At 44.7% G+C, this 18,420-nt stretch carries 17 protein-coding genes; all 17 read right to left on the bottom strand.

Translation table 11 applies throughout. The annotated features are described in order from the left end of the window. Positions 1-55: 55 nt before the first annotated feature. The 17 genes from R2S67_RS19255 to R2S67_RS19335 all read right to left on the bottom strand — a co-directional run bounded on the left by R2S67_RS19255 (position 56) and on the right by R2S67_RS19335 (position 18,418). Positions 56-1,099, bottom strand: coding sequence for a rod shape-determining protein (locus R2S67_RS19255; protein WP_005381144.1), 1,044 nt, complete (start codon positions 1,097-1,099; stop codon positions 56-58). A 151-nt stretch (positions 1,100-1,250) separates the two neighbouring features. Further along, a complete protein-coding gene (locus R2S67_RS19260; RefSeq protein WP_317346668.1) occupies positions 1,251-5,474 on the bottom strand; it encodes a DUF6701 domain-containing protein in 4,224 nt (1,407 codons plus the stop codon). A gap of 4 nt (positions 5,475-5,478) precedes the next feature. Then, complete coding sequence (locus R2S67_RS19265; protein ID WP_317346669.1) at positions 5,479-5,913, bottom strand: MSHA biogenesis protein MshP; 435 nt, start codon at positions 5,911-5,913, stop codon at positions 5,479-5,481. Continuing rightward, on the bottom strand, positions 5,903-6,658 hold the full coding sequence (locus R2S67_RS19270; protein WP_317346670.1) for a PilW family protein: 756 nt from the start codon (positions 6,656-6,658) through the stop codon (positions 5,903-5,905). Before R2S67_RS19270 ends, R2S67_RS19265 begins: the two co-directional genes overlap by 11 nt. Then, positions 6,658-7,263: a type II secretion system protein gene (locus tag R2S67_RS19275; protein WP_317346671.1), complete on the bottom strand. Its 606-nt coding sequence runs from the start codon at positions 7,261-7,263 to the stop codon at positions 6,658-6,660. Before R2S67_RS19275 ends, R2S67_RS19270 begins: the two co-directional genes overlap by 1 nt. Continuing rightward, a complete protein-coding gene (locus R2S67_RS19280) occupies positions 7,260-7,748 on the bottom strand; it encodes a type II secretion system protein (RefSeq protein WP_317346672.1) in 489 nt (162 codons plus the stop codon). Before R2S67_RS19280 ends, R2S67_RS19275 begins: the two co-directional genes overlap by 4 nt. A 124-nt stretch (positions 7,749-7,872) precedes the next feature. Further along, complete coding sequence (locus tag R2S67_RS19285) at positions 7,873-8,097, bottom strand: MSHA biogenesis protein MshA (RefSeq protein ID WP_317346673.1); 225 nt, start codon at positions 8,095-8,097, stop codon at positions 7,873-7,875. A gap of 57 nt (positions 8,098-8,154) precedes the next feature. Beyond that, positions 8,155-8,646, bottom strand: coding sequence for a type II secretion system protein (locus tag R2S67_RS19290; protein WP_193448059.1), 492 nt, complete (start codon positions 8,644-8,646; stop codon positions 8,155-8,157). A gap of 291 nt (positions 8,647-8,937) precedes the next feature. Continuing rightward, a complete protein-coding gene (locus R2S67_RS19295) occupies positions 8,938-9,399 on the bottom strand; it encodes an MSHA biogenesis protein MshF (protein WP_317346674.1) in 462 nt (153 codons plus the stop codon). A gap of 3 nt (positions 9,400-9,402) precedes the next feature. After that, positions 9,403-10,626, bottom strand: a complete 1,224-nt coding sequence (locus tag R2S67_RS19300; RefSeq protein WP_317346675.1) for a type II secretion system F family protein — start codon at positions 10,624-10,626, stop codon at positions 9,403-9,405. Between the two features lie 8 nt (positions 10,627-10,634). Next, positions 10,635-12,359, bottom strand: a complete 1,725-nt coding sequence (locus R2S67_RS19305) for a GspE/PulE family protein (protein ID WP_317346676.1) — start codon at positions 12,357-12,359, stop codon at positions 10,635-10,637. Continuing rightward, complete coding sequence (locus tag R2S67_RS19310; protein WP_317346677.1) at positions 12,356-13,450, bottom strand: tetratricopeptide repeat protein; 1,095 nt, start codon at positions 13,448-13,450, stop codon at positions 12,356-12,358. The genes R2S67_RS19305 and R2S67_RS19310 overlap by 4 nt, the downstream gene beginning before the upstream one ends. Further along, positions 13,447-14,292 carry an ExeA family protein gene (locus R2S67_RS19315; RefSeq protein WP_317346678.1) on the bottom strand — a complete coding sequence of 282 codons (846 nt, stop codon included), beginning with the start codon at positions 14,290-14,292 and terminating at the stop codon, positions 13,447-13,449. Before R2S67_RS19315 ends, R2S67_RS19310 begins: the two co-directional genes overlap by 4 nt. A gap of 44 nt (positions 14,293-14,336) precedes the next feature. Then, entirely contained in the window at positions 14,337-15,980 is a 1,644-nt protein-coding gene (gene mshL, locus R2S67_RS19320) for a pilus (MSHA type) biogenesis protein MshL (RefSeq protein ID WP_046873589.1), read from the bottom strand. A gap of 20 nt (positions 15,981-16,000) precedes the next feature. After that, positions 16,001-16,333, bottom strand: coding sequence for a hypothetical protein (locus R2S67_RS19325; RefSeq protein WP_046873588.1), 333 nt, complete (start codon positions 16,331-16,333; stop codon positions 16,001-16,003). Further along, on the bottom strand, positions 16,326-16,976 hold the full coding sequence (gene gspM, locus R2S67_RS19330; protein ID WP_317346679.1) for a type II secretion system protein GspM: 651 nt from the start codon (positions 16,974-16,976) through the stop codon (positions 16,326-16,328). Before gspM ends, R2S67_RS19325 begins: the two co-directional genes overlap by 8 nt. Beyond that, on the bottom strand, positions 16,973-18,418 hold the full coding sequence (locus tag R2S67_RS19335) for an MSHA biogenesis protein MshI (RefSeq protein ID WP_317346680.1): 1,446 nt from the start codon (positions 18,416-18,418) through the stop codon (positions 16,973-16,975). The genes gspM and R2S67_RS19335 overlap by 4 nt, the downstream gene beginning before the upstream one ends. Positions 18,419-18,420: the final 2 nt, after the last annotated feature.

Below are 18,420 nucleotides of genomic sequence, written 5' to 3' on the forward strand. Positions count from 1 at the left end.
ATTACAGAGAGAGCAGAAATGAAGGTGAAGCCCGACATGAGCTTCACCTAAACCTTTATTCTTCAGAGAACAGATCGCCACCGTGCATGTCGATCATTTCTAGTGCTTTACCGCCACCACGCGCAACACACGTTAGTGGATCTTCCGCGATAACCACAGGGATACCGGTTTCTTCCATTAATAGACGATCAAGATCTTTCAGTAGCGCGCCACCACCAGTCAGAACCATGCCGTTTTCAGAAATGTCTGAAGCAAGCTCTGGTGGACACTGTTCTAGTGCAACCATGACTGCTGAGACGATGCCAGATAGGGGCTCTTGAAGCGCTTCTAGGATCTCGTTTGAGTTCAAGCTAAAGCTGCGTGGCACACCCTCTGCAAGATTACGACCGCGAACTTCAATCTCTTGAACTTCATCGCCAGGGTAAGCAGAACCGATTTCATGTTTGATCTTTTCAGCCGTGGCTTCACCAATCAAGCTGCCGTAGTTACGACGTACGTAGTTAATTACCGCTTCATCAAAGCGGTCACCACCGATACGTACAGACGATGAGTAAACCACACCGTTTAGAGAGATAACGGCAACTTCAGTTGTACCACCACCGATATCGACCACCATTGAACCAGTCGGCTCAGACACGCGCAGGCCAGCACCGATTGCTGCCGCCATTGGCTCGTCGATTAGGTAAACTTCACGCGCGCCAGCACCAAGTGCTGATTCACGAATTGCGCGGCGCTCAACTTGGGTAGAGCCACAAGGAACACAAACAAGAACACGTGGGCTTGGCTTTAGGATGCTGTTGTCATGCACTTGTTTGATAAAGTGCTGAAGCATTTTTTCGGTTACGTAGAAATCAGCGATTACGCCGTCTTTCATTGGGCGGATAGCGGAAATGTTGCCAGGTGTACGACCAAGCATCTGTTTTGCTGCGTGACCGACTGCAGCAACGCTTTTTGCAGAACCTACACGATCTTGACGAATAGCAACTACAGAAGGTTCATCAAGGACAATTCCTTGCCCTTTTACGTAAATTAGAGTGTTGGCTGTACCTAAATCGATAGATAGATCGTTAGAAAACATGCCACGAAGTTTCTTAAACATACTCTTCGCTCATCCTGCAAAAATATAGAAGACAAAAATTGCTCTAAATGTACCAATGCCTCGCTGTSACAGCAAGGTATTGGTACACAAACATGAGCAGAAAGCCTCAATTTCTTGCAGTTTCCTAACTTAAGGGCAAAAACCTAAGTTGTTACTGTCCGGTTAACCCAGGCTCACCACGGTAAATCACACGGTCATTACCACGGTGAATACCAAAGGTTACTACGGATGATGGGTTTTCTTCGGAGCCATCTTTATCCCAGTCGTATTTGAGCCAAGGTAAGCCATTTTTTGAATCATCAAGATCTAACCAAACGCGCGTTTGCTGACGGTATGGTTCAGCTTGAGTTGCAGTAACAGAGCGAGAAGAACCAGAAGACACTTCACCACCAGCTCCTAGTGTAACCGCTTTAGGATCAGCATCAGTACCTGTTGGCCAAATATGCCTTTCAGCGGCAGTGACACCTTTCACATCGGTTTGATTGTCATTAGGGTTGGCGATAAAGCGGCTACCATTCCAGTATTCGATTCTTAGAGGAATATGTAAGGTTGCCCCCTGATTTCCACCAACATCATCTAGGCCTACACGACCAAAGCGGATATCAGGTTGAATAGAAAGAACTGGATTACCATACACCGATATAGGATCTGGCTCTATTGCCACGCCAACCTTTATATCTGTCGCTTTTATGGTGCTGCCATTAAGATTAAAAGGTCCATCTTCGTAACCTGCGGCAGGAGTCTTTTTCATCCAACACAATCCTTCTGCCGAATTGCACTCTCCACTTAATGGGGGAGTCAGTGTGAAGCGTTGAATACTTCCCAATGCGTCTACCCAAGAAGGTGTTAAATTCCCCTGAGCATTAAACCGATTCAATGAATCACTCAACTCAAAAGATGCTACATGTTCTTTGTTGAAGTATTTATAATTTTCTACTGATTTTGGAACATCCCCACCAGTCAATACCTCTACTTCATACCACATAGAATCGAAGTTTTGATTCATATAGTTAAAGCTTTGACTTCCAGCATAGTCCCAATTTTGCCCGCGCAACGTGTAGAACTTAGGATAGAAACGACCAAGTGTAATGGTCGCGGGCTGAATCAAGAATGAACTCTTACCAAGGTAGAGAGACGTATTTTCAGCATCGCCTTTGGGCGCACTTATTGAAAATTCAAACGCACCTACCTCTGACACTGTTTGAGGAAATGACGTTTTAGCATCATCAGAAGCAATATGTTTATATGTGTCTGTGAGAAGCTCTGCTTTTTTTCCGCCAGCACTTATAGCGGGATACACAACTTCATTTGACACAACCATTTGTTCTTCTTCGTAGTTTTTAGCTGGTATATGACCTTTACCATCTTCACTATACTGCAAAGCAGTGATGCTCATAGTAAATTCCTCACCAGCTGAAACAAACCGACTATCACACCCAGAGTTAATACTGCTACACCGCCCACCTGCAGTTACTTGGAGGCGATGTGGATAACTCACAAATTTGCCAACACCCTCGGAATCTTGAATCCCCTCAACAGAAGCAATAAACGAAACTTGACCTACTTCAGGATAAGTAAACTTAAACTTAGCTTGCCCATTATCATTAAAGTATACATCCTTAAGGTAAGTACTCCCTTTCTCTGAAATAGTTTTGTCCGAGCTCCAAACCGGCGCAGTATCCCCCTCTCTCTTCATATAGTTTAACGTAACATCTGGCTGCACTATCGGAGCTACGGTATGCTTCATGCTCATATTAATATTACGTGTAGTATCGGTTGTTGAACTAGATGAGCAAAATTCAAAAAAGTTGCTATCTGAAGACTCCTTGTTAGCGATGACATCTTCAGCAACGATAGATAACGTATTGCGACGGAATTTAATCTTACAGTATTTGGCCGAAAGCTCACCACCATTAATTCGACAACGTGTATCCTCAAAACCGAACTGTGGAACCGAGCTGTGTGCAATGCCGATAGTAACTTCACCCGCTCTAGAGCCTCGAATCTGAAGATTAGTAGACCCCTTAAAGCTAATTGGTGAACTTTGTACCCAATTAGCAACATGATGCCCCGCACTGGGGGAAAGAGTTACGTGCAAATCTTCGGCATCGGTTATTGAGCCAGGATAAAGCGTATTACAGTCTTTATCCATACATGCCCTAAGAGTGACATCAGACGGCTGACATGTACTGCCAGAGCCGGAGTAATCAAACTCAAAATGATGGATACCTTCTGTAAGTGGCTGGAAATCGTCGGCACATATTTGGAAGTTATCAATTTCATGCACATTTTTTACCAAGCCAGTAGAACCCGCTACAGACACTCGAAATTCACTTGGAGCAGTCGATTGAGCAAAACCTTGCATGATATTGAAAGAATCAATAATGTCCTCCCAATCTAGGTTATCGCTTTTTAGTTTCCCTCTATCATCAACATCAACTTTGAGGTTACCTTGGTAGCTGGCTCTTTTGATAGAGACATAAACCCCGGCGTCTCGACCATCGATAGCCCGTGAATCAATAGTCATCCGATAACGGTGAATCTCGTCCTTTGACTCATCATCAAGCTTGCCAACGTTACTGTTCTTTTTAATAAAGCGATATCCACCGAACCATCCTTCAGGGAACGTACCTATACGATGGTTGTTCGTGTCAATATATTCACCAGGACCTTTTTTCTCACCCGATCCTCGTATTGCTATTGAATGATCATTCTGTCCAGGGCTACTATCAAGCGGATTTTTATCTTGATAATAACTGCCTTCATTAGAGAAGTTACCATACTCATCAATACCAAAAGCGATCCAACCTCCAGCAAACCCTTCGATGCCTCCGCCGTCAGGTTTCACGCCATAACCTAACGGCCCACCAAATGCACCAGTAGATGGTGGAACACTTGCATCCGAAAAAACAATCGCTACCCCATCTGCACCAGTGTTGTTACGGTTACCATCGTACGCAAAATGGTCAAATTCAACTTCAATAATGTTGTTGCTTGATGGAAATATATAGTTGTATGCGCCAACCGCAGCTTGGCCCTGCACATTGTTGGTTATTCTAAAACGATTCTTATGAATAAATGGTTTAGGCTCTGCACCACCCTGTCCATTATAATCACCGCTAAAGTAACCCATAGTTGCCCACTTTTGCTCAAGGTCAGATTCTTGAGCAAAGGCCTCAACATCAATACATTTTTTTGGATCAGGTAAAGTTGGTTTAGGCTCTGGCGGCGTAATGCCACAGTAATCATAAAAATCTCTATATTCTGAACTACTCACTAAATCAACAGGACATTTACCCTTCGATTGCTGTGCACTACATTTTGGGTCGCTTAACCCACAATACGCAACGAGGTTTCCATCATAGGAATATGATGAATTCGCAGTACCGCAAAGGGTAGTGTTATTAGAGAACTCAATGTACCTATTGCTTGGAAACTCTAAAGCCTTACTGTCCGCTAGGATTTTGGCTTCAGATAACTTCATGCCGCTATTAAAAGTACTGACTGTCCCAAACACAGTTGAGCGTGTTACATATAGGTACTTTTTAGTAGATAAATCATCGCCGATATAGGAATCTCTGATATAACCTTGCTCATTTTCACTTGATGCAACACCACAGATGTATGAGTTACTGACAACATCAAGGTTGTTCTTGACCTGAACACGACCTTTAATCTTTGAATTCTCGATATACCCACTATTGTGCGAGCTAGACACAGCACCTTGTACTTGCGAGTTATGAATTTTCACATTCTCCTTAGTAGAAACATTACCAGAAATATTTGAATCCTTTATATTCCCACTATCATTCAAGCTATATACAAAACCCGATACTTGCGAGTCCTCAATATTTACGTGTCCCTTGGCAATAACATTACCGGTAATAGACGAGTTATCCGACACGAAAATCGATGTATTACTATTATTTTGAGATGCTACGTTTCCAGTTACTTTAGCTTCTATTAGCTTAATATGGCTAGCGTTATCAATATCGCCATTAATAGTTAATTTAGAGGCGAAAAATGAATTTCCATTGAGATCTAATGATAAGGGACTGCTTTGAGTACCAATATTATTCCCCCCCCAGAAATAGGCATACCGTACTAGAACTAGTTGAGAGGTACTGCCCCCAGTAACAATTCTGTCACCGGAACTAAGATGTACTTGACTTGGGCATACATATTCAGATAAATCTCTAGAGTAATATCCATCAAATGAGCATGGGCTGTTAGTAGCAATCCACACGAGTTTCCAATTACCTTGTTCCAACACCCAACCCCGTCTAGGCGTTAGATCATAAGTTGTTGCTGCTGCAATACCCTGAACAAAAAACAAAGAAAAGGCTAATGCACTGAGTATTATTATTTTCTTCATTATTCTACTCTCTTACCCAAACTTCTTGCTGACGCTGTACTTGAGACAGTCCTGAACCACAAATAGCTGTTGCTTGCACCCTAAATAATGACTCTGCTGCAGACGTGTCTGCGTTCAGAGTACCTAACTTTACGCAACTCATTGAGTTAAGCCTGCATCCTGTCCCTTGTGTTACATTTGGCGCGGCACCGCTCACCTGATTTTTGCAGAGTGTCGCGACGCTATCACTCGTACCATTGAGTGGATATAACCTTGTCAGTGCCCACTCATTTGCAGACTGAGCAACAAACCAAGCTTTTGTTCCCAAAAACTCTCTTGTTAATCCGCTTTGATTCGACCATGTCACTTTCATTAAAGAGGAAGCCAAAAAGCCCATCACGATAATGACAAATAACACTACAATTAAGACATTGCCTTGTGACTTTCTTCTATGGAACATTCAGCACCTGCACATCTTGTTGATAAACACTGCGCTCACCGTCTTGCACAAACTCTATATTGATGTGGACAAGGCCACCGCGCTGAAGGGTTGCTTCTTTGTAGTGCATCTCACTCTTGGATGTATCGATATTTTTCGCAATCGTGATCGGGCGATTGTATCTAGAGTCTTGACGAGTCACCTCACCGCTATCGCTATCAAAGCAATACGTAATCTGAGAATTATCTTTATAAATATAGTGACGATTAGATATTGAGTTCGCATCAATATCATCAGCAACCCCATTAACAATAAAGGGCTTATCTGCCTCTTCTCTTTTTACATCAGTTAGTTTTATTCGCAGCGATAACGCAGAACTATCAGAGCCATCCGGAAAGAGGTCAAAGTAGCGACTTGGGTTAATAACCATCCAGTTTCCATTTGGGAATATATTTGAAGATATATCATTACCAAGAAGAAACTCTAAATTCCCATCACTTAAACTGTAAAAACCAGAGAACTCGATAGGCACAAACGCCAAACAGTTGCTTGAGGGTTCATAAAAACTATTTGGCACAGCATGGCGAATTTCACGCGACATTTTTTCCAGTACAAACTGTGCTTGAGTCTGAATTCGCTGGCGGTCGATAGAGTCTGCATAGCCTTTCATCCCCAGCTTCACATAACCAGCAATACCAAGCATCATAATACTGCCAATCACGATCGTGGCGATCATCTCAATTAAAGTAAAACCCCGCATTTTCATCAGTAGTTTCCTCGAAAAGCCGTAATTGATAACGGTTGGGTGTTGCTCGAGTAAATGGTCAGCGTCACCTTTTTATAAGGCGTGATACTCGTAGACTTTGTAGGCGCAGAGCTACCTGTCGTAACATTGTAGTAAGCCACATCCACCTCAACACGGAAGTTCTTATAACTATCACTACTGTCTTCATCCTGACTATCCAATACATTTCGAAGATTGCCACGAGAATATCCAGTACATTGGCTTACCGTTGTAGGCGTACTCCAACAGCCGATGTAATCATCAACGTCATTAAAGTCACTTGGGCGATTTTCTCCGCTGTCTTCACCTAAATCATCAGGCTCAGTACAACGCTCTTGTTTCGTACCCGCATCTCCCTCTCCACAGCGTACCAAACCACCATCAACGTTACTGTTTTCATCAAAGCCTCGCGCCAATATCTGAGACATAAAACCTTGGCCTAATGCGACAGCGCGGGTTTGATAATGAGGGATGGCGGAATCTCGAATTTGAGGGACAAGAAAAGAAGTAAACGCCACCATCGCAATACCCATTAAAACAATTGCGATGATCATTTCTATTAACGTCATGCCACTAGATTTCTTCATGAGCATGTACCTTTAGAAACATAACCTTGAGAATTAATTTCAACTTGGCAGCGGCTTCGACCATGCTTATCTTCAATCAGGATTGAAACTCCACCACTCGCAGAATTTATAGGATTACCCAACAAATTAAACTCGATTGGATTAGTTACGGCATTGGTCAGTGAAAACTTTGCGGACTTATCGATAACCACGTCACTACGAGCATCTTGTGCACTACCTGTTAGTTCACAGGCAGCAACCGAACCAACACATGAGCTAGAAACTTGTAAACGAAAATTGTTGTCAGGACTTGCAACATTCGACTGCATACGATTCACCTGTACTTGGCGAATCACAGAAATCACGCGTTCTTGTAATGCATATGCAGAGAAACTGCTAGAGCCCATAAAACGGCTGGCTGCAAAAAGTGAAAGGATAGAGAGGAGAACAATCACGAGGATTAACTCCATTAAAGTGAACCCTAATGCAGAGCTGCGAATTTTCATAACCCAACCTTAGGCTTAGAACAAGCGAGATAAGTATACGATGAAATTATGAGATTAATGATAGGTTTATAATTTTTTGATTCGAAGTGTGAACAGACGAACAAATAACCAATGCCTAGTGACTTTACTCTTTTGAACGACCAATCTCTTCTTCAATTCGATCGTAAGTTTCTTTATTGCTTAACGTTTCAGAAACATGCTCTGCGGTTTGCTTGGTTTGCTTCCACTTCGCTTCATAAATTTCTGGTTCAAAGTTTACGTATCGAGGTAATACGATATACCCAACTATGGCGATAAAACTAAGTATTACTACAAGTTCAATGCGGGATAAGCCCTTTACTATTCTCACTTAAGCACGCCTTAGAAAGGGGCCATTATGACCCCTTTAAAATCAAACAAACCACTATTATTTAGTACAAGAAGTTGATATCTCTGTTTTAGCAGGAATTAGCGCACCATCTGCATCATAGTATGATTCAGAGTACTTAACACACTCAGCAGCTTTATCCTCAGATGCATAAGTAATTGTACCTGCAGTACCATTTTTCTTATCTTTTGCGTCTGTACGCTCTGTTTCTGAAATAAGAACCCAATCTTCGTCTAATCCTTGTACTGCCTTACCCAAACCATTTTCGTCAGCCGTTGGGTAACCTAGGTAGATCGTAATATCCTCTACTTTCGTACCTTCAGCAGTCAAAGATTCTTTACCTTCTACAGCAGCTTTACCATAAGTAATGCCTGCTGCACCATCAATGGCACCTTTAAGGCCTTGGTTTGCAGCTTTACGCGCATCATCTTGCAGGTTAAGGAAACGTGGTGCTGCAGTTACCGCTAGAATACCTAGGATTACAATTACCACTACCAATTCGATAAGGGTGAAACCACCTTGTCTTTTCATTGTTTACTCTCTCTATGTAAGCATGCAGTACAACTGCAAAGTTTCGTTTAGGTCACGCGACCATTTTGGATATTGTCAAAACGGTTTGGGGCAGCAACGTTCACTAAAACTGACCGTGAAGTGGATACTGTATCTACCGCTTGAGCAGAATGACGATTCGCCATTATTCAGTTCATGCTGCAATGAGAAAAACACATTATTGTTTACCCTCTATTACAGCGCCTTACTTATGGTAATGATTGCATTATACCGACTTTCAATACCAATTATAGTGATTAGGTGTCAAAAAATTCACTCCGCCGACATTTCGACGTCTATTTTCAGCTGATTAGCTGTTGAAATAACTACAATCGACTGACCATTTTCATAAGTATAGTGGCAGACATAATGATCAGTTTTGATGGCTCCACTGATATCTATTAACTTATTGGTCATTATTTTACGTTGTGGATAATGCACTGCTAGCCAATAACCACAATCTAAAACACCTTGTTGAGTAAAGGGAGATACTAGCCCGCCCTCAGTCATCGTGAGATTAAAACCATCCATCAGCATATGTTCTGGCTCGCCTTTTACGAGCCAAGCTTGACGATAACGCTGAACACTATCTTGCATCCAAACTCTCGCCAACTTCGCTCCAGTCACCTGCGCCTGCTCGGTAACAGGACGTAATTTGGCCGCCAAGCCAACAGCAATGATGGTAGCAATTGCCCCAAAAACGATTAGCGTCGCTCGACTTTGATTTTCAACCACCTATTAGCCGCCTTTGATGATGTCTAGCATTCCCCACATTGGCAGGAAGATACCCAGTGCTAGCACCATGACCATGCCGGCGACAATCACCAAAAGTAGCGGTTCTATTCTTGCGGTCAGTGTTTTTAGATCGTAATCAACTTCTCTATCGTAAAAATCCGACACTTCCAGCAGCAGCTCATCAATACGACCGGTTTCTTCCCCTACTGCAATCATCTGAATCACCAAAGGGGTAAAGATTTTACTGTTGATGGCAGTCACTGAAATGGTGCTACCCGCTTCAATCGCGGATTTCATCTCAAGAATTCGATTTTCTAAAAAGCGGTTCCCCAGGGCTTCCCCGGCTAAAGCTAAAGACTGGTTAAGTGGAACGCCTGATTTCAGCATCAACGAGAAGGTTCTGGCAAAACGAGAAAGCTGCGCGCGATTAACGATATCGCCCACAATTGGCAGCCGAAGCCGAAACTTATCGAACTTTTCCCGACCATCTGCTGTCGCCACCCAAGCTCTGAAAACCGCAAACGCACCAATCATTGCCACAATCAGCAACACCCAATAATTAACAAAGAAATTAGAAGTAGCGATCAAAATACGCGTCGGCAATGGCAGCTCAACGCCAAAGCGCGTGAACATGGAAGCAAACTCAGGGATCACCAAGATGTTCAATATAAACATAGCGATGGTAATAAAGATAATCACAAACGTCGGATAACGCATCGCCGCTTTGATACGTTTACGAGTATCGAGTTCCTGTTCGTAGTAATTTGCCAGTTGCAATAGCGCTTGATCGAGTCGACCCGTATTCTCACCGACATTGATCATAGAAACGAACAGTGGGCTGAATACTTTGCTGTGTTGCTGCATCGCAGAAGACAAACCTCGGCCATTACTCAGTTCAGAAACGACATCTTCCAGTGCCTCTTTGAGCTGTTTGTTTTCACAATTTTGCAGCAGGCCACGCATAGAACGCAGCAACGGTACGCCCGCTTTAGTTAAGCTAAACAACTGGCGAGAGAAAAGAATGATCACTTCCAATGGAATGGCTGGCACAAATAGCTTAGACAAGCTCACTTGGCTTTTTGCCGACTCTTTCTCTAACCGCACATTGAGCGGGATGATCCCTTTATTCATCAACGCTTCCGCTGCAGCTTCTGAGTTCACTGCCTCGATTTTGCCGTTAGTGGATGAGCCGTCTAAAGTACGACCTTGATAACGAAAAGTTGGCATTCACTTACCTATATGAAAATGGGATCAGTCTTACCAGAAGCGTCACCCTCACCTAGGGTCATCACTTCATCCAAACTGACGGTGCCTTGTAGCGCCAGTTCCATTGCAGAAGCAAGCAGTGGCTTATAGTTTTCTGAGCGACGCGCGGCTTGGGCAAAACCGACCGCATCGTTGGCGCGCAGTTTATCCATCATTTCTTGCTCCAGTTCGAGCATTTCAAACACACCGATTCGGCCTCGATAGCCAGTCAAGTTACAGTTTTGACAGCCTGCACCTTTATAAAAAGTGGTGCCCACTTGGTTTGGAAAACGCCCAGCTAACCACTGTTGGCGTGACTCGTCTAGATGGTCTTCTGTTTTGCAATCTGGACAAACACGGCGAACAAGACGCTGCGCCACTACGGCTCTGACCGCACTGGCAACCAAGTAACCCGGCGCGCCCATATCGATCATGCGTAAGGCACTGTCAACCGCGTCGTTAGTGTGAAGAGTGCTCAATACTAAGTGACCCGTTAGTGCAGCTCGTAGACCAATTTCTACCGTTTCTTGGTCACGCATCTCACCGACGAGAATAATGTCTGGGTCTTGACGTAAAAAGGTTCGAAGCACACGCGAGAAGGTCAGATCGATCTTACTGTTTACCTGTACCTGAGTGATGCGAGGCAGACGGTATTCGACCGGATCTTCTGCTGTAATGATCTTTCTCCCTGGCTCGTTGAGCTCACTCAATGCGCCGTAAAGCGTGGTGGTTTTACCTGAACCTGTCGGCCCCGTCACCAAGATCATGCCGTGCGGACGAGCCAACTGTCGACGTAAACGAGCAAGCAAATCTGGCGGCAAACCTGATTCTTCTAATGGACGCAAACCAGCAGACTGGTTAAGCAGACGCATTACTACGGACTCCCCGTATTGCGTTGGTAGCGTCGACATACGAATATCGATTGATTGACCACGCACTTTGATATTGAATCGGCCATCTTGTGGCAAGCGCTTCTCAGAGATGTCCAGGTGCGCCATCAACTTCAATCGAAGAACCAAAGCCGATGCGATATTCACTTCATTCAGGATGGTTTCATGAAGTACACCATCAATACGCTGGCGTAAGCGCAAAACCTGATCGTCTGGCTCAATATGAATATCCGATGCCCCGACTTGTACCGCATCTTCAAACATGGAATTAACCAGCTTTACAACGGTAACTTCCTCGCTGTCGGTTCCATCAATACCGTAATCGAAGCTTTGCTCATCTTTATGCTCTTCATGCAACTGTTCCGCGAAAGAAGCGATTTCTTTGGTGCGGCGATAATAGCGGTCAAAGCTTGAAATGAGTTGGCGCTCTGAAGCCACAATGAACTCAAGGTTGTATTCACCTAGCAAATTCATCAGTGACTCTTGGATGAACAAATCTGCAGGGTCACTCATAGCAACGCGCAACGTGTCCCCATTTCGAGCAACGACCATCGCACGTAAGCGACGTGCGTGTACCTCAGGTAGAATCTGTACCGCTTCCGCATCCACAGGGGCACGACCAAGATCGATCAATGGCAAACCAAGTTGTTGGGACAAGAAGTCCAACATTTGCTTCTCAGTAATAAAGCCGAGATCAATTAACGCATCGCCTAGCTTCTGCCCGGTACTACGTTGTGCGTTTAGTGCTTGCTGGATTTGTTCTTCAGAGACGATGCCTTCTTCAACCAGAAGATCGCCTAAGCGTTTTCTCAACTGAATTTTCATTGTGCATTCTCCAGCTGTTTCAAGATGCTCAAACGGTCACGAATAAACGCTTGCGATTGATTCGAAATGCCAACTTTACCCAGAGCTTGGTTGTAAGAGTTGATCGCGGCGGTAAACGTCAGCGCGCGCTCTTGTTGAATAGCTAAACCTAGCCACCAGCGCGCATTTTCCGGCTCACGTTGAGTAAGGAGTTGATAACTCTCAAGCGCAATATCATTCTGCTTGTGTTTTTGTGCCAATGCCGCACGCATCGCCAAGTAATCTCGACTTGGTATTGGAGGCAAATGCACAAGCGGACTCAGCGCCGCTTCAGGTTGATTAGCTTTCACTAACAACTTAGACAAGGCCAAACGAAGTACTTGGTTGTTCGTGTCAAGGTTGATCCCTTCTTGGATAATCTCATACGCTTTACGCGTGTCGCCTTTGCCAAAGTACAACGCCGATAATTTTTGACGCGTGTCTGCATTCATTGGCTCATAACGTAACGCCTCAGCATAAGCCGACAACGCCGTTTGCATATCGTTAGCATCCAGTGCTTTTTCCGCTCGGCTAACCGCTTTAAGAGATAACTGGCGGTGCGTCAGCTCAACCTGCTCAATACGCATTGAACTGTTTTCTGCTGTCGTGCGGGTTACGTGATTAGATTGCTCATCGCTTGGCATCGTTGCCACTTGCGCGAGTAGCACTGCATCTTCAGAGACCGCATTTACCTCCGCTCTTGGCGTGAACCTATCAGCCTCTGGCATATGAAGCTGTTGCGCAGCCGGTTGTGTCACTGGCTTCGTGTAAACCACATGGGCTGTCTCGGGCGTCATTTTACTCGTTGGCGAATGAGTACTCTCTGATGATGTGATTGACGAAGCATTCACTGACGACAATGGCATGGTTTCTGTTTGAGCAGATGAAAGCTCGCCTGAAGGGATAGGACCGCGAGAGAGCGCCCAGCCGCCCACCGCAAGGCTTAACGAGAAACCAGCAACGAGCCAAAGCCAAGGTTTACTGCGTGAAACGTTGGGAATGTCCGCACGAGTAAGCTCTGACGGTGATGTTTTTTCAGCGAGTTCTGATAATGCTTTATTGATGGCACTCAAGGTTGACTCCATCCCCAAAATACGGGTGTTTTAAACTTAGGTTTACGGGCATCAAACGTATCGTGCATAGCTGCGTAAACGTGATGATTTTTTAATAGTGTGCAACGATCATTAAATGCCGCAAGCAACGACTTGTGGCTAATTTGGTTGATCAAACGTGGAATCCCCATGGATGAACGCCAAATCGCTTTTTTCTGCTCAATAGAAAAAATGTGCGCTCCATTGCCTGCTTTGTCTAAACGATTATTGATGTAAGCCACGCCTTCATCGATAGAAAGAGGACGCAGCTGACAACTAAACGTAATACGTTGACGAAACTGCCTTAGCTCGTGGCTGGCTAACCGCTCATCCAACTCAGGTTGTCCGAATAACACCAGTTGAATGAGTTTATCTTGTTCCGTTTCTAGGTTACCGAACAGACGCAATGTTTCTAAAGCTTGTGGAGAAAGAGCTTGCGCTTCATCAACGATCAAGACGGTTTTCTTTCCCGCAGAATGCACTTGAATCAGGTGTTCTTGAATGAGAGAAACAATACGTAGCGGGTCATCGTTCTCGATGCCTAACTCTCTGGCGACAGCAAACTGCAACTGCTCTCCATTCAAAACTGGATTGGGTAAGTAAATCAGCTCGACTTCAGATTTAATCTGCTCAATTAACTTACGACACACCATGGTTTTTCCGGTGCCGACTTCTCCCGTCACCTTAATCACCCCTTCTCCCATTTGCACAGCGGCTAAAATGGTTTGGATCGCCTCATAGTGAGGGACTAACCCCAAGAACATTTCTGTGTTTGGGGTTAGCGAAAAAGGCTGAACTCGAAATCCAAAATGTGACAAGTACATACTCGAATCACAAACTCATTGAAAAACGGAAGCTTTCCCCGCGCTTATTGCGCATCTGGGAACCACTCTTGCAGCAGATCACGAGAGCGCTCTAGCTCTTTCTGCCAAGAGTTCACACCAACTACGGTCGGTTTTAGCAAGATGACCAATTCTGTTTTCTCAGTCACGTTATTTACGTTGCGGAACAAATGCCCCAATGCGGGCACATCGCCCAAGAATGGGACTTTAGAAACAAGCTCACGATTTTGCTGTTTCATCAAACCGCCGATAACCACAACATCGCCATCTTTAGCACGAATAACCGAGTCTGATTCACGAATAGAGCTTTTTGCCAATGGCAATTGGATGTTTTGGAACTCACCGCCCAAGTTCAATTTCTTCACTTCTTCCGAGACTTCAATAACCGCAGGGTGAACATGCAGGAACACATTGCCTTTGTTATCAATTTGCGGAGTCACATCGAGAGAGATACCTGAGAAGAATGGTGTCAATTCCACTTCTGGGACGGCATTTGAATTTTCACCGTTGCCTGCATTGCTCGATAACTCGGTAACAAAGTACTCATCGGTACCCACTTTGATGACCGACTTTTGGTTGTTGGCAGCGGTAATACGAGGGCTCGAAAGAACGTTCAAGTCACCTTGTGTAGACATAAAACTCAACACAGCATTGAAGTTGCCATCAGAGATAGTCACGTTGGTTTGGCCGCCCAATAGCGTGCCAATCGCATCCAACGGTGGTAATGCCGACGCTGGACGGTTCACTACGACACTACCCGAGTTACCAATTGACGCCGATAAGTTCGACCAGTTGATGCCTTGTTGGTAGCCATCATTCAACGTCACTTCTAGAATTTTAGCTTCAAGAATGACCTGACGCTGCATGCGCTCCTGCGATACACCTAAGAACTCACGGACTTCTCGAATATCATCTGGAAACGCTCGAACCGTAATCACTCCTGCTTGTGGTGTTACGACAACGCTTTGTCCTTTGCCTGAACCAATTAGATTCGCAACGGCTTGCTGCAGCATCGGCCAGAAGTCACTTTCGGTGATGGTTTCGATGCGCGTACCGCCCGTAGAAGTCGTCGAGCTATCGCCGCTGTTACTTCCATTGTCAGAGTCTGATGAGTCAGAACTGTCTGAGCTACCGCCAGAATTAGACGTACCAGCCGAGGTCACTGAGCCCGTGACAATGCTCGTCAATGATCGACCAGAGCGTTTGAACTGGAGGTAATCAACAGGAATGGTTACCGTACGCATACCAGCAGGGTAGATTTGAATAACTTTGCCAGACTTCACCACATCATAGCCATACATGTTCTGTACAACGCTCAGGACTTCATCCAACGTAACATCTGACAAGTTGACGGTGATATTACCTTGTACCGCAGGATGAATCGCCACGCTGTACTCAGTACCTTTGACTAGCGAGGCAAAAAAGCTTCGTGCATCGACCGCATTCGCTTGAATACGGAAACGCTTCGAGGTGCCTTGCTCTGAAGCAACATTCGAGTCTAAGTTAGGCATCAGGTCCGCTTCGACAGAAGAAGGAATTTCTTCTAACGTGCGGCTGTTCGCTTGATTGATAGATTCATTGAGTGCTTCTTTGACTTCCACGGGGTCACGGTGACCCATTGAACATCCCATTAAAGAAGCAATCGTTATTCCTACAACTAATTTGCGCATATCTGATCAGGCTCTGGTTATTATTTTTTTACGTTTAAACCAAAAAGCTCTAGGTCCCACTGACGGTTACCACGCTTTAAAGTTACAAATTCACTATTAATGCTCGCGACGCGATAACCCTTAAATAGCTCGCCTTTTTCAACAAGCTTGTTATCCATAATCGCGACACAAGCAGTACTTGGCTTACACACAATACTGTTGAGCGTAGGCAGTCGGTACTGTTTTGCTTTTGGTTTCGCTGACGTTTCAACCGCAGGCTTTTCCCAGCCAAGTGGTGCCGTTGGATCTTGGTTCGCCCAAGCGGTTCCTGCCGCAGCCATGACAAGTAATGAGATGATGAGTTTTTTAACCACCAATAAACTCCTCTCGAGATCCTAGTGTGTAGACTTCCAACACAAGCTTCGCTTTCGGGTACTCTTCGACTTTGTAACTAAAGCTGCGCCAATAATAACTGGCAGGAAGGCTCTCCAACTTATTTAGGTAATTGGCAATAGAAAAGTAGTCGCCAGTCAGCTCCATACGTACAGGGTGTACGTAGTAACCAGAGTATTGCGATGCTTCTTTATCTTCCGTAATTGGCTCAGATGGCAAAGTTTGCAAAGACAAAAGGTGAATGCCACTTTGCTGCTCTAATACATTTTCCAGCAGCTCAGCCATTTGCGAAGGTGTAATAAGGTGTTCGATGATCTCCGCTAGCTGCATCGAAAGGTGCTGACTTTCTGTTAGCAGGTTAGATATCGCGCGATCAATCTCAGCGTTTGGATCTTTCTTCAGCTGCGCTTGAATACGTAGCGTGTCGATTTCAATCTTTTGATTGGCTTGCTTTAAATTGCTTAGTTGCCTCTCATTACTGATGATCTCGTTAAGCTTTGGTTCCAGTACCAGCGTAAAAAGCAACATGATCACGACAACTAAACCACACAGCGCGATAAGCAATTTTTCACGCGCGCTCGTTTCGCCAAAGCGCTCTTCTAATGAGAGCCAGAATTCGTTCATTTCTCTTTATCCTCGCGCGTTTTTAGTTCAAACGTCACAATATCCTTATCATTTCGGCCAATTTTGACGTCGTCAAATGTCCGGCCAACCAAGCTAATCTCAGTTTTAAATTGGTTAACCCAACTTGGTACTGAGCTCGGCTTTTTCGCCAGTCCCTTCAGATCTAAGGTATGGTTATTGATTCGAATTTCGGACAAAGAAATTTCTTGGTTTCCTAGCTTAGCTAATGATTGCATCACGCTAGAGTAACCCGTGCGCTGCGAGTCATCGTATTTCCCGACGGCTTTAAGCGAGTCTCGCTTCGCCTTGACTTCACGCTCTAAGCGGGCTTTAGCTGCCAGCTTATTATTGTCGGGTTGATGCTTACGTAGCTTGACTTGATAGCGTTCAAGCTCTGACTTCATGATATCGCCTTTGCTTTTTACAATAGCAATTTCATCTTCTAAACCACTGCTCTGCCAAGTCACATAGCCGTAAGAGAGTAGAATGCCCGCAGCCGCGACACCCCAAGATAACGCGATATTTCTTAGTGTCAGGAGCTCTTTTTTTGGCTTTAAGTAATCAGGGTATAAGTTAACGCGTCGAGTATTAGAAGTCGCAGCGGCATCTGCTAAAACGTGTCCTGATAACTCATGTTCTGGTGGTAATAACGGAGAAACTTTAGTGCTTAAACGGTAGTTCAGAGACTGAACAAGCTCACTCTCATCCTCCTCATCACAACACACTTTCAATTGATGCAGCTGCACATGGCGCAACTGAGAAGAAAGATAATCAATCGAACGTTGCAGTTCTAACGAGAGGCTATCCATCTGTAACTCGCTAGACGGAACACCCGTTAACGGTGGCGTCACACTGCGAATCGAACGATGGAACGCGATAGTATTTTCGACAAAAGCGCTAATACGGAAGTGACCACGCACACTGCGTTGTAATAATAGGAAGTTACCTAGTTCACCTGCGGTCTCTCCCCAAATGTCGTCTTCAGGAAGAATAGCTTCTAATGGCAACTGGGCGCGACTGGCCAGTAACACGATCTTATCCAACATTTTTCGTGATAAGACGTAAGCTTGCACTTTGGTTGAATTGGGTAACTCGACCGCATCTGCAATAATGTCAACGGCACGCTCAGAGATCAGTTCTTTCAACAAAAACGGTAATGCTGCAGGCCATTCTTGGCGCGGCATGACAGGTTTGTCGATTTGATACATCTGATAATAGTTATGAGAAAGGACAACCGTTAGAGAATCATACGCACTCGCAGCAACGCTCAATGCTTGCTCTACGGCTTTCTCCCAATTGGATTCAGAAATATCAAATTGGTATGGGCGGCCACTTTTTATTGAAGATGATAAATAAACGGCATCTGGCTGAATAACCAAAAAGCAGGAACGACCACCACCAGATGATCGTTTGAGCTTGTCGAGTAGTGCTTTGAAATCCATGA

It is taken from the genome of Vibrio sp. T13N, assembly GCF_032970445.1.
Taxonomy (GTDB): domain Bacteria; phylum Pseudomonadota; class Gammaproteobacteria; order Enterobacterales; family Vibrionaceae; genus Vibrio; species Vibrio diabolicus.

Coding starts and splice junctions, on each gene's coding strand:
- R2S67_RS19305 (WP_317346676.1), bottom strand. CDS start 12,359: ATGAAAATTCAGTTGAGAAAACGCTTAGGCGATCTTCTGGTTGAAGAA.
- R2S67_RS19280 (WP_317346672.1), bottom strand. CDS start 7,748: ATGAAAATTCGCAGCTCTGCATTAGGGTTCACTTTAATGGAGTTAATC.
- R2S67_RS19265 (WP_317346669.1), bottom strand. CDS start 5,913: ATGTTCCATAGAAGAAAGTCACAAGGCAATGTCTTAATTGTAGTGTTA.
- R2S67_RS19315 (WP_317346678.1), bottom strand. CDS start 14,292: ATGTACTTGTCACATTTTGGATTTCGAGTTCAGCCTTTTTCGCTAACC.
- R2S67_RS19260 (WP_317346668.1), bottom strand. CDS start 5,474: ATGAAGAAAATAATAATACTCAGTGCATTAGCCTTTTCTTTGTTTTTT.
- R2S67_RS19290 (WP_193448059.1), bottom strand. CDS start 8,646: ATGAAAAGACAAGGTGGTTTCACCCTTATCGAATTGGTAGTGGTAATT.
- R2S67_RS19270 (WP_317346670.1), bottom strand. CDS start 6,658: ATGAAAATGCGGGGTTTTACTTTAATTGAGATGATCGCCACGATCGTG.
- R2S67_RS19300 (WP_317346675.1), bottom strand. CDS start 10,626: ATGCCAACTTTTCGTTATCAAGGTCGTACTTTAGACGGCTCATCCACT.
- R2S67_RS19255 (WP_005381144.1), bottom strand. CDS start 1,099: ATGTTTAAGAAACTTCGTGGCATGTTTTCTAACGATCTATCTATCGAT.
- R2S67_RS19275 (WP_317346671.1), bottom strand. CDS start 7,263: ATGAAGAAATCTAGTGGCATGACGTTAATAGAAATGATCATCGCAATT.
- R2S67_RS19335 (WP_317346680.1), bottom strand. CDS start 18,418: ATGGATTTCAAAGCACTACTCGACAAGCTCAAACGATCATCTGGTGGT.
- gspM (WP_317346679.1), bottom strand. CDS start 16,976: ATGAACGAATTCTGGCTCTCATTAGAAGAGCGCTTTGGCGAAACGAGC.
- mshL (WP_046873589.1), bottom strand. CDS start 15,980: ATGCGCAAATTAGTTGTAGGAATAACGATTGCTTCTTTAATGGGATGT.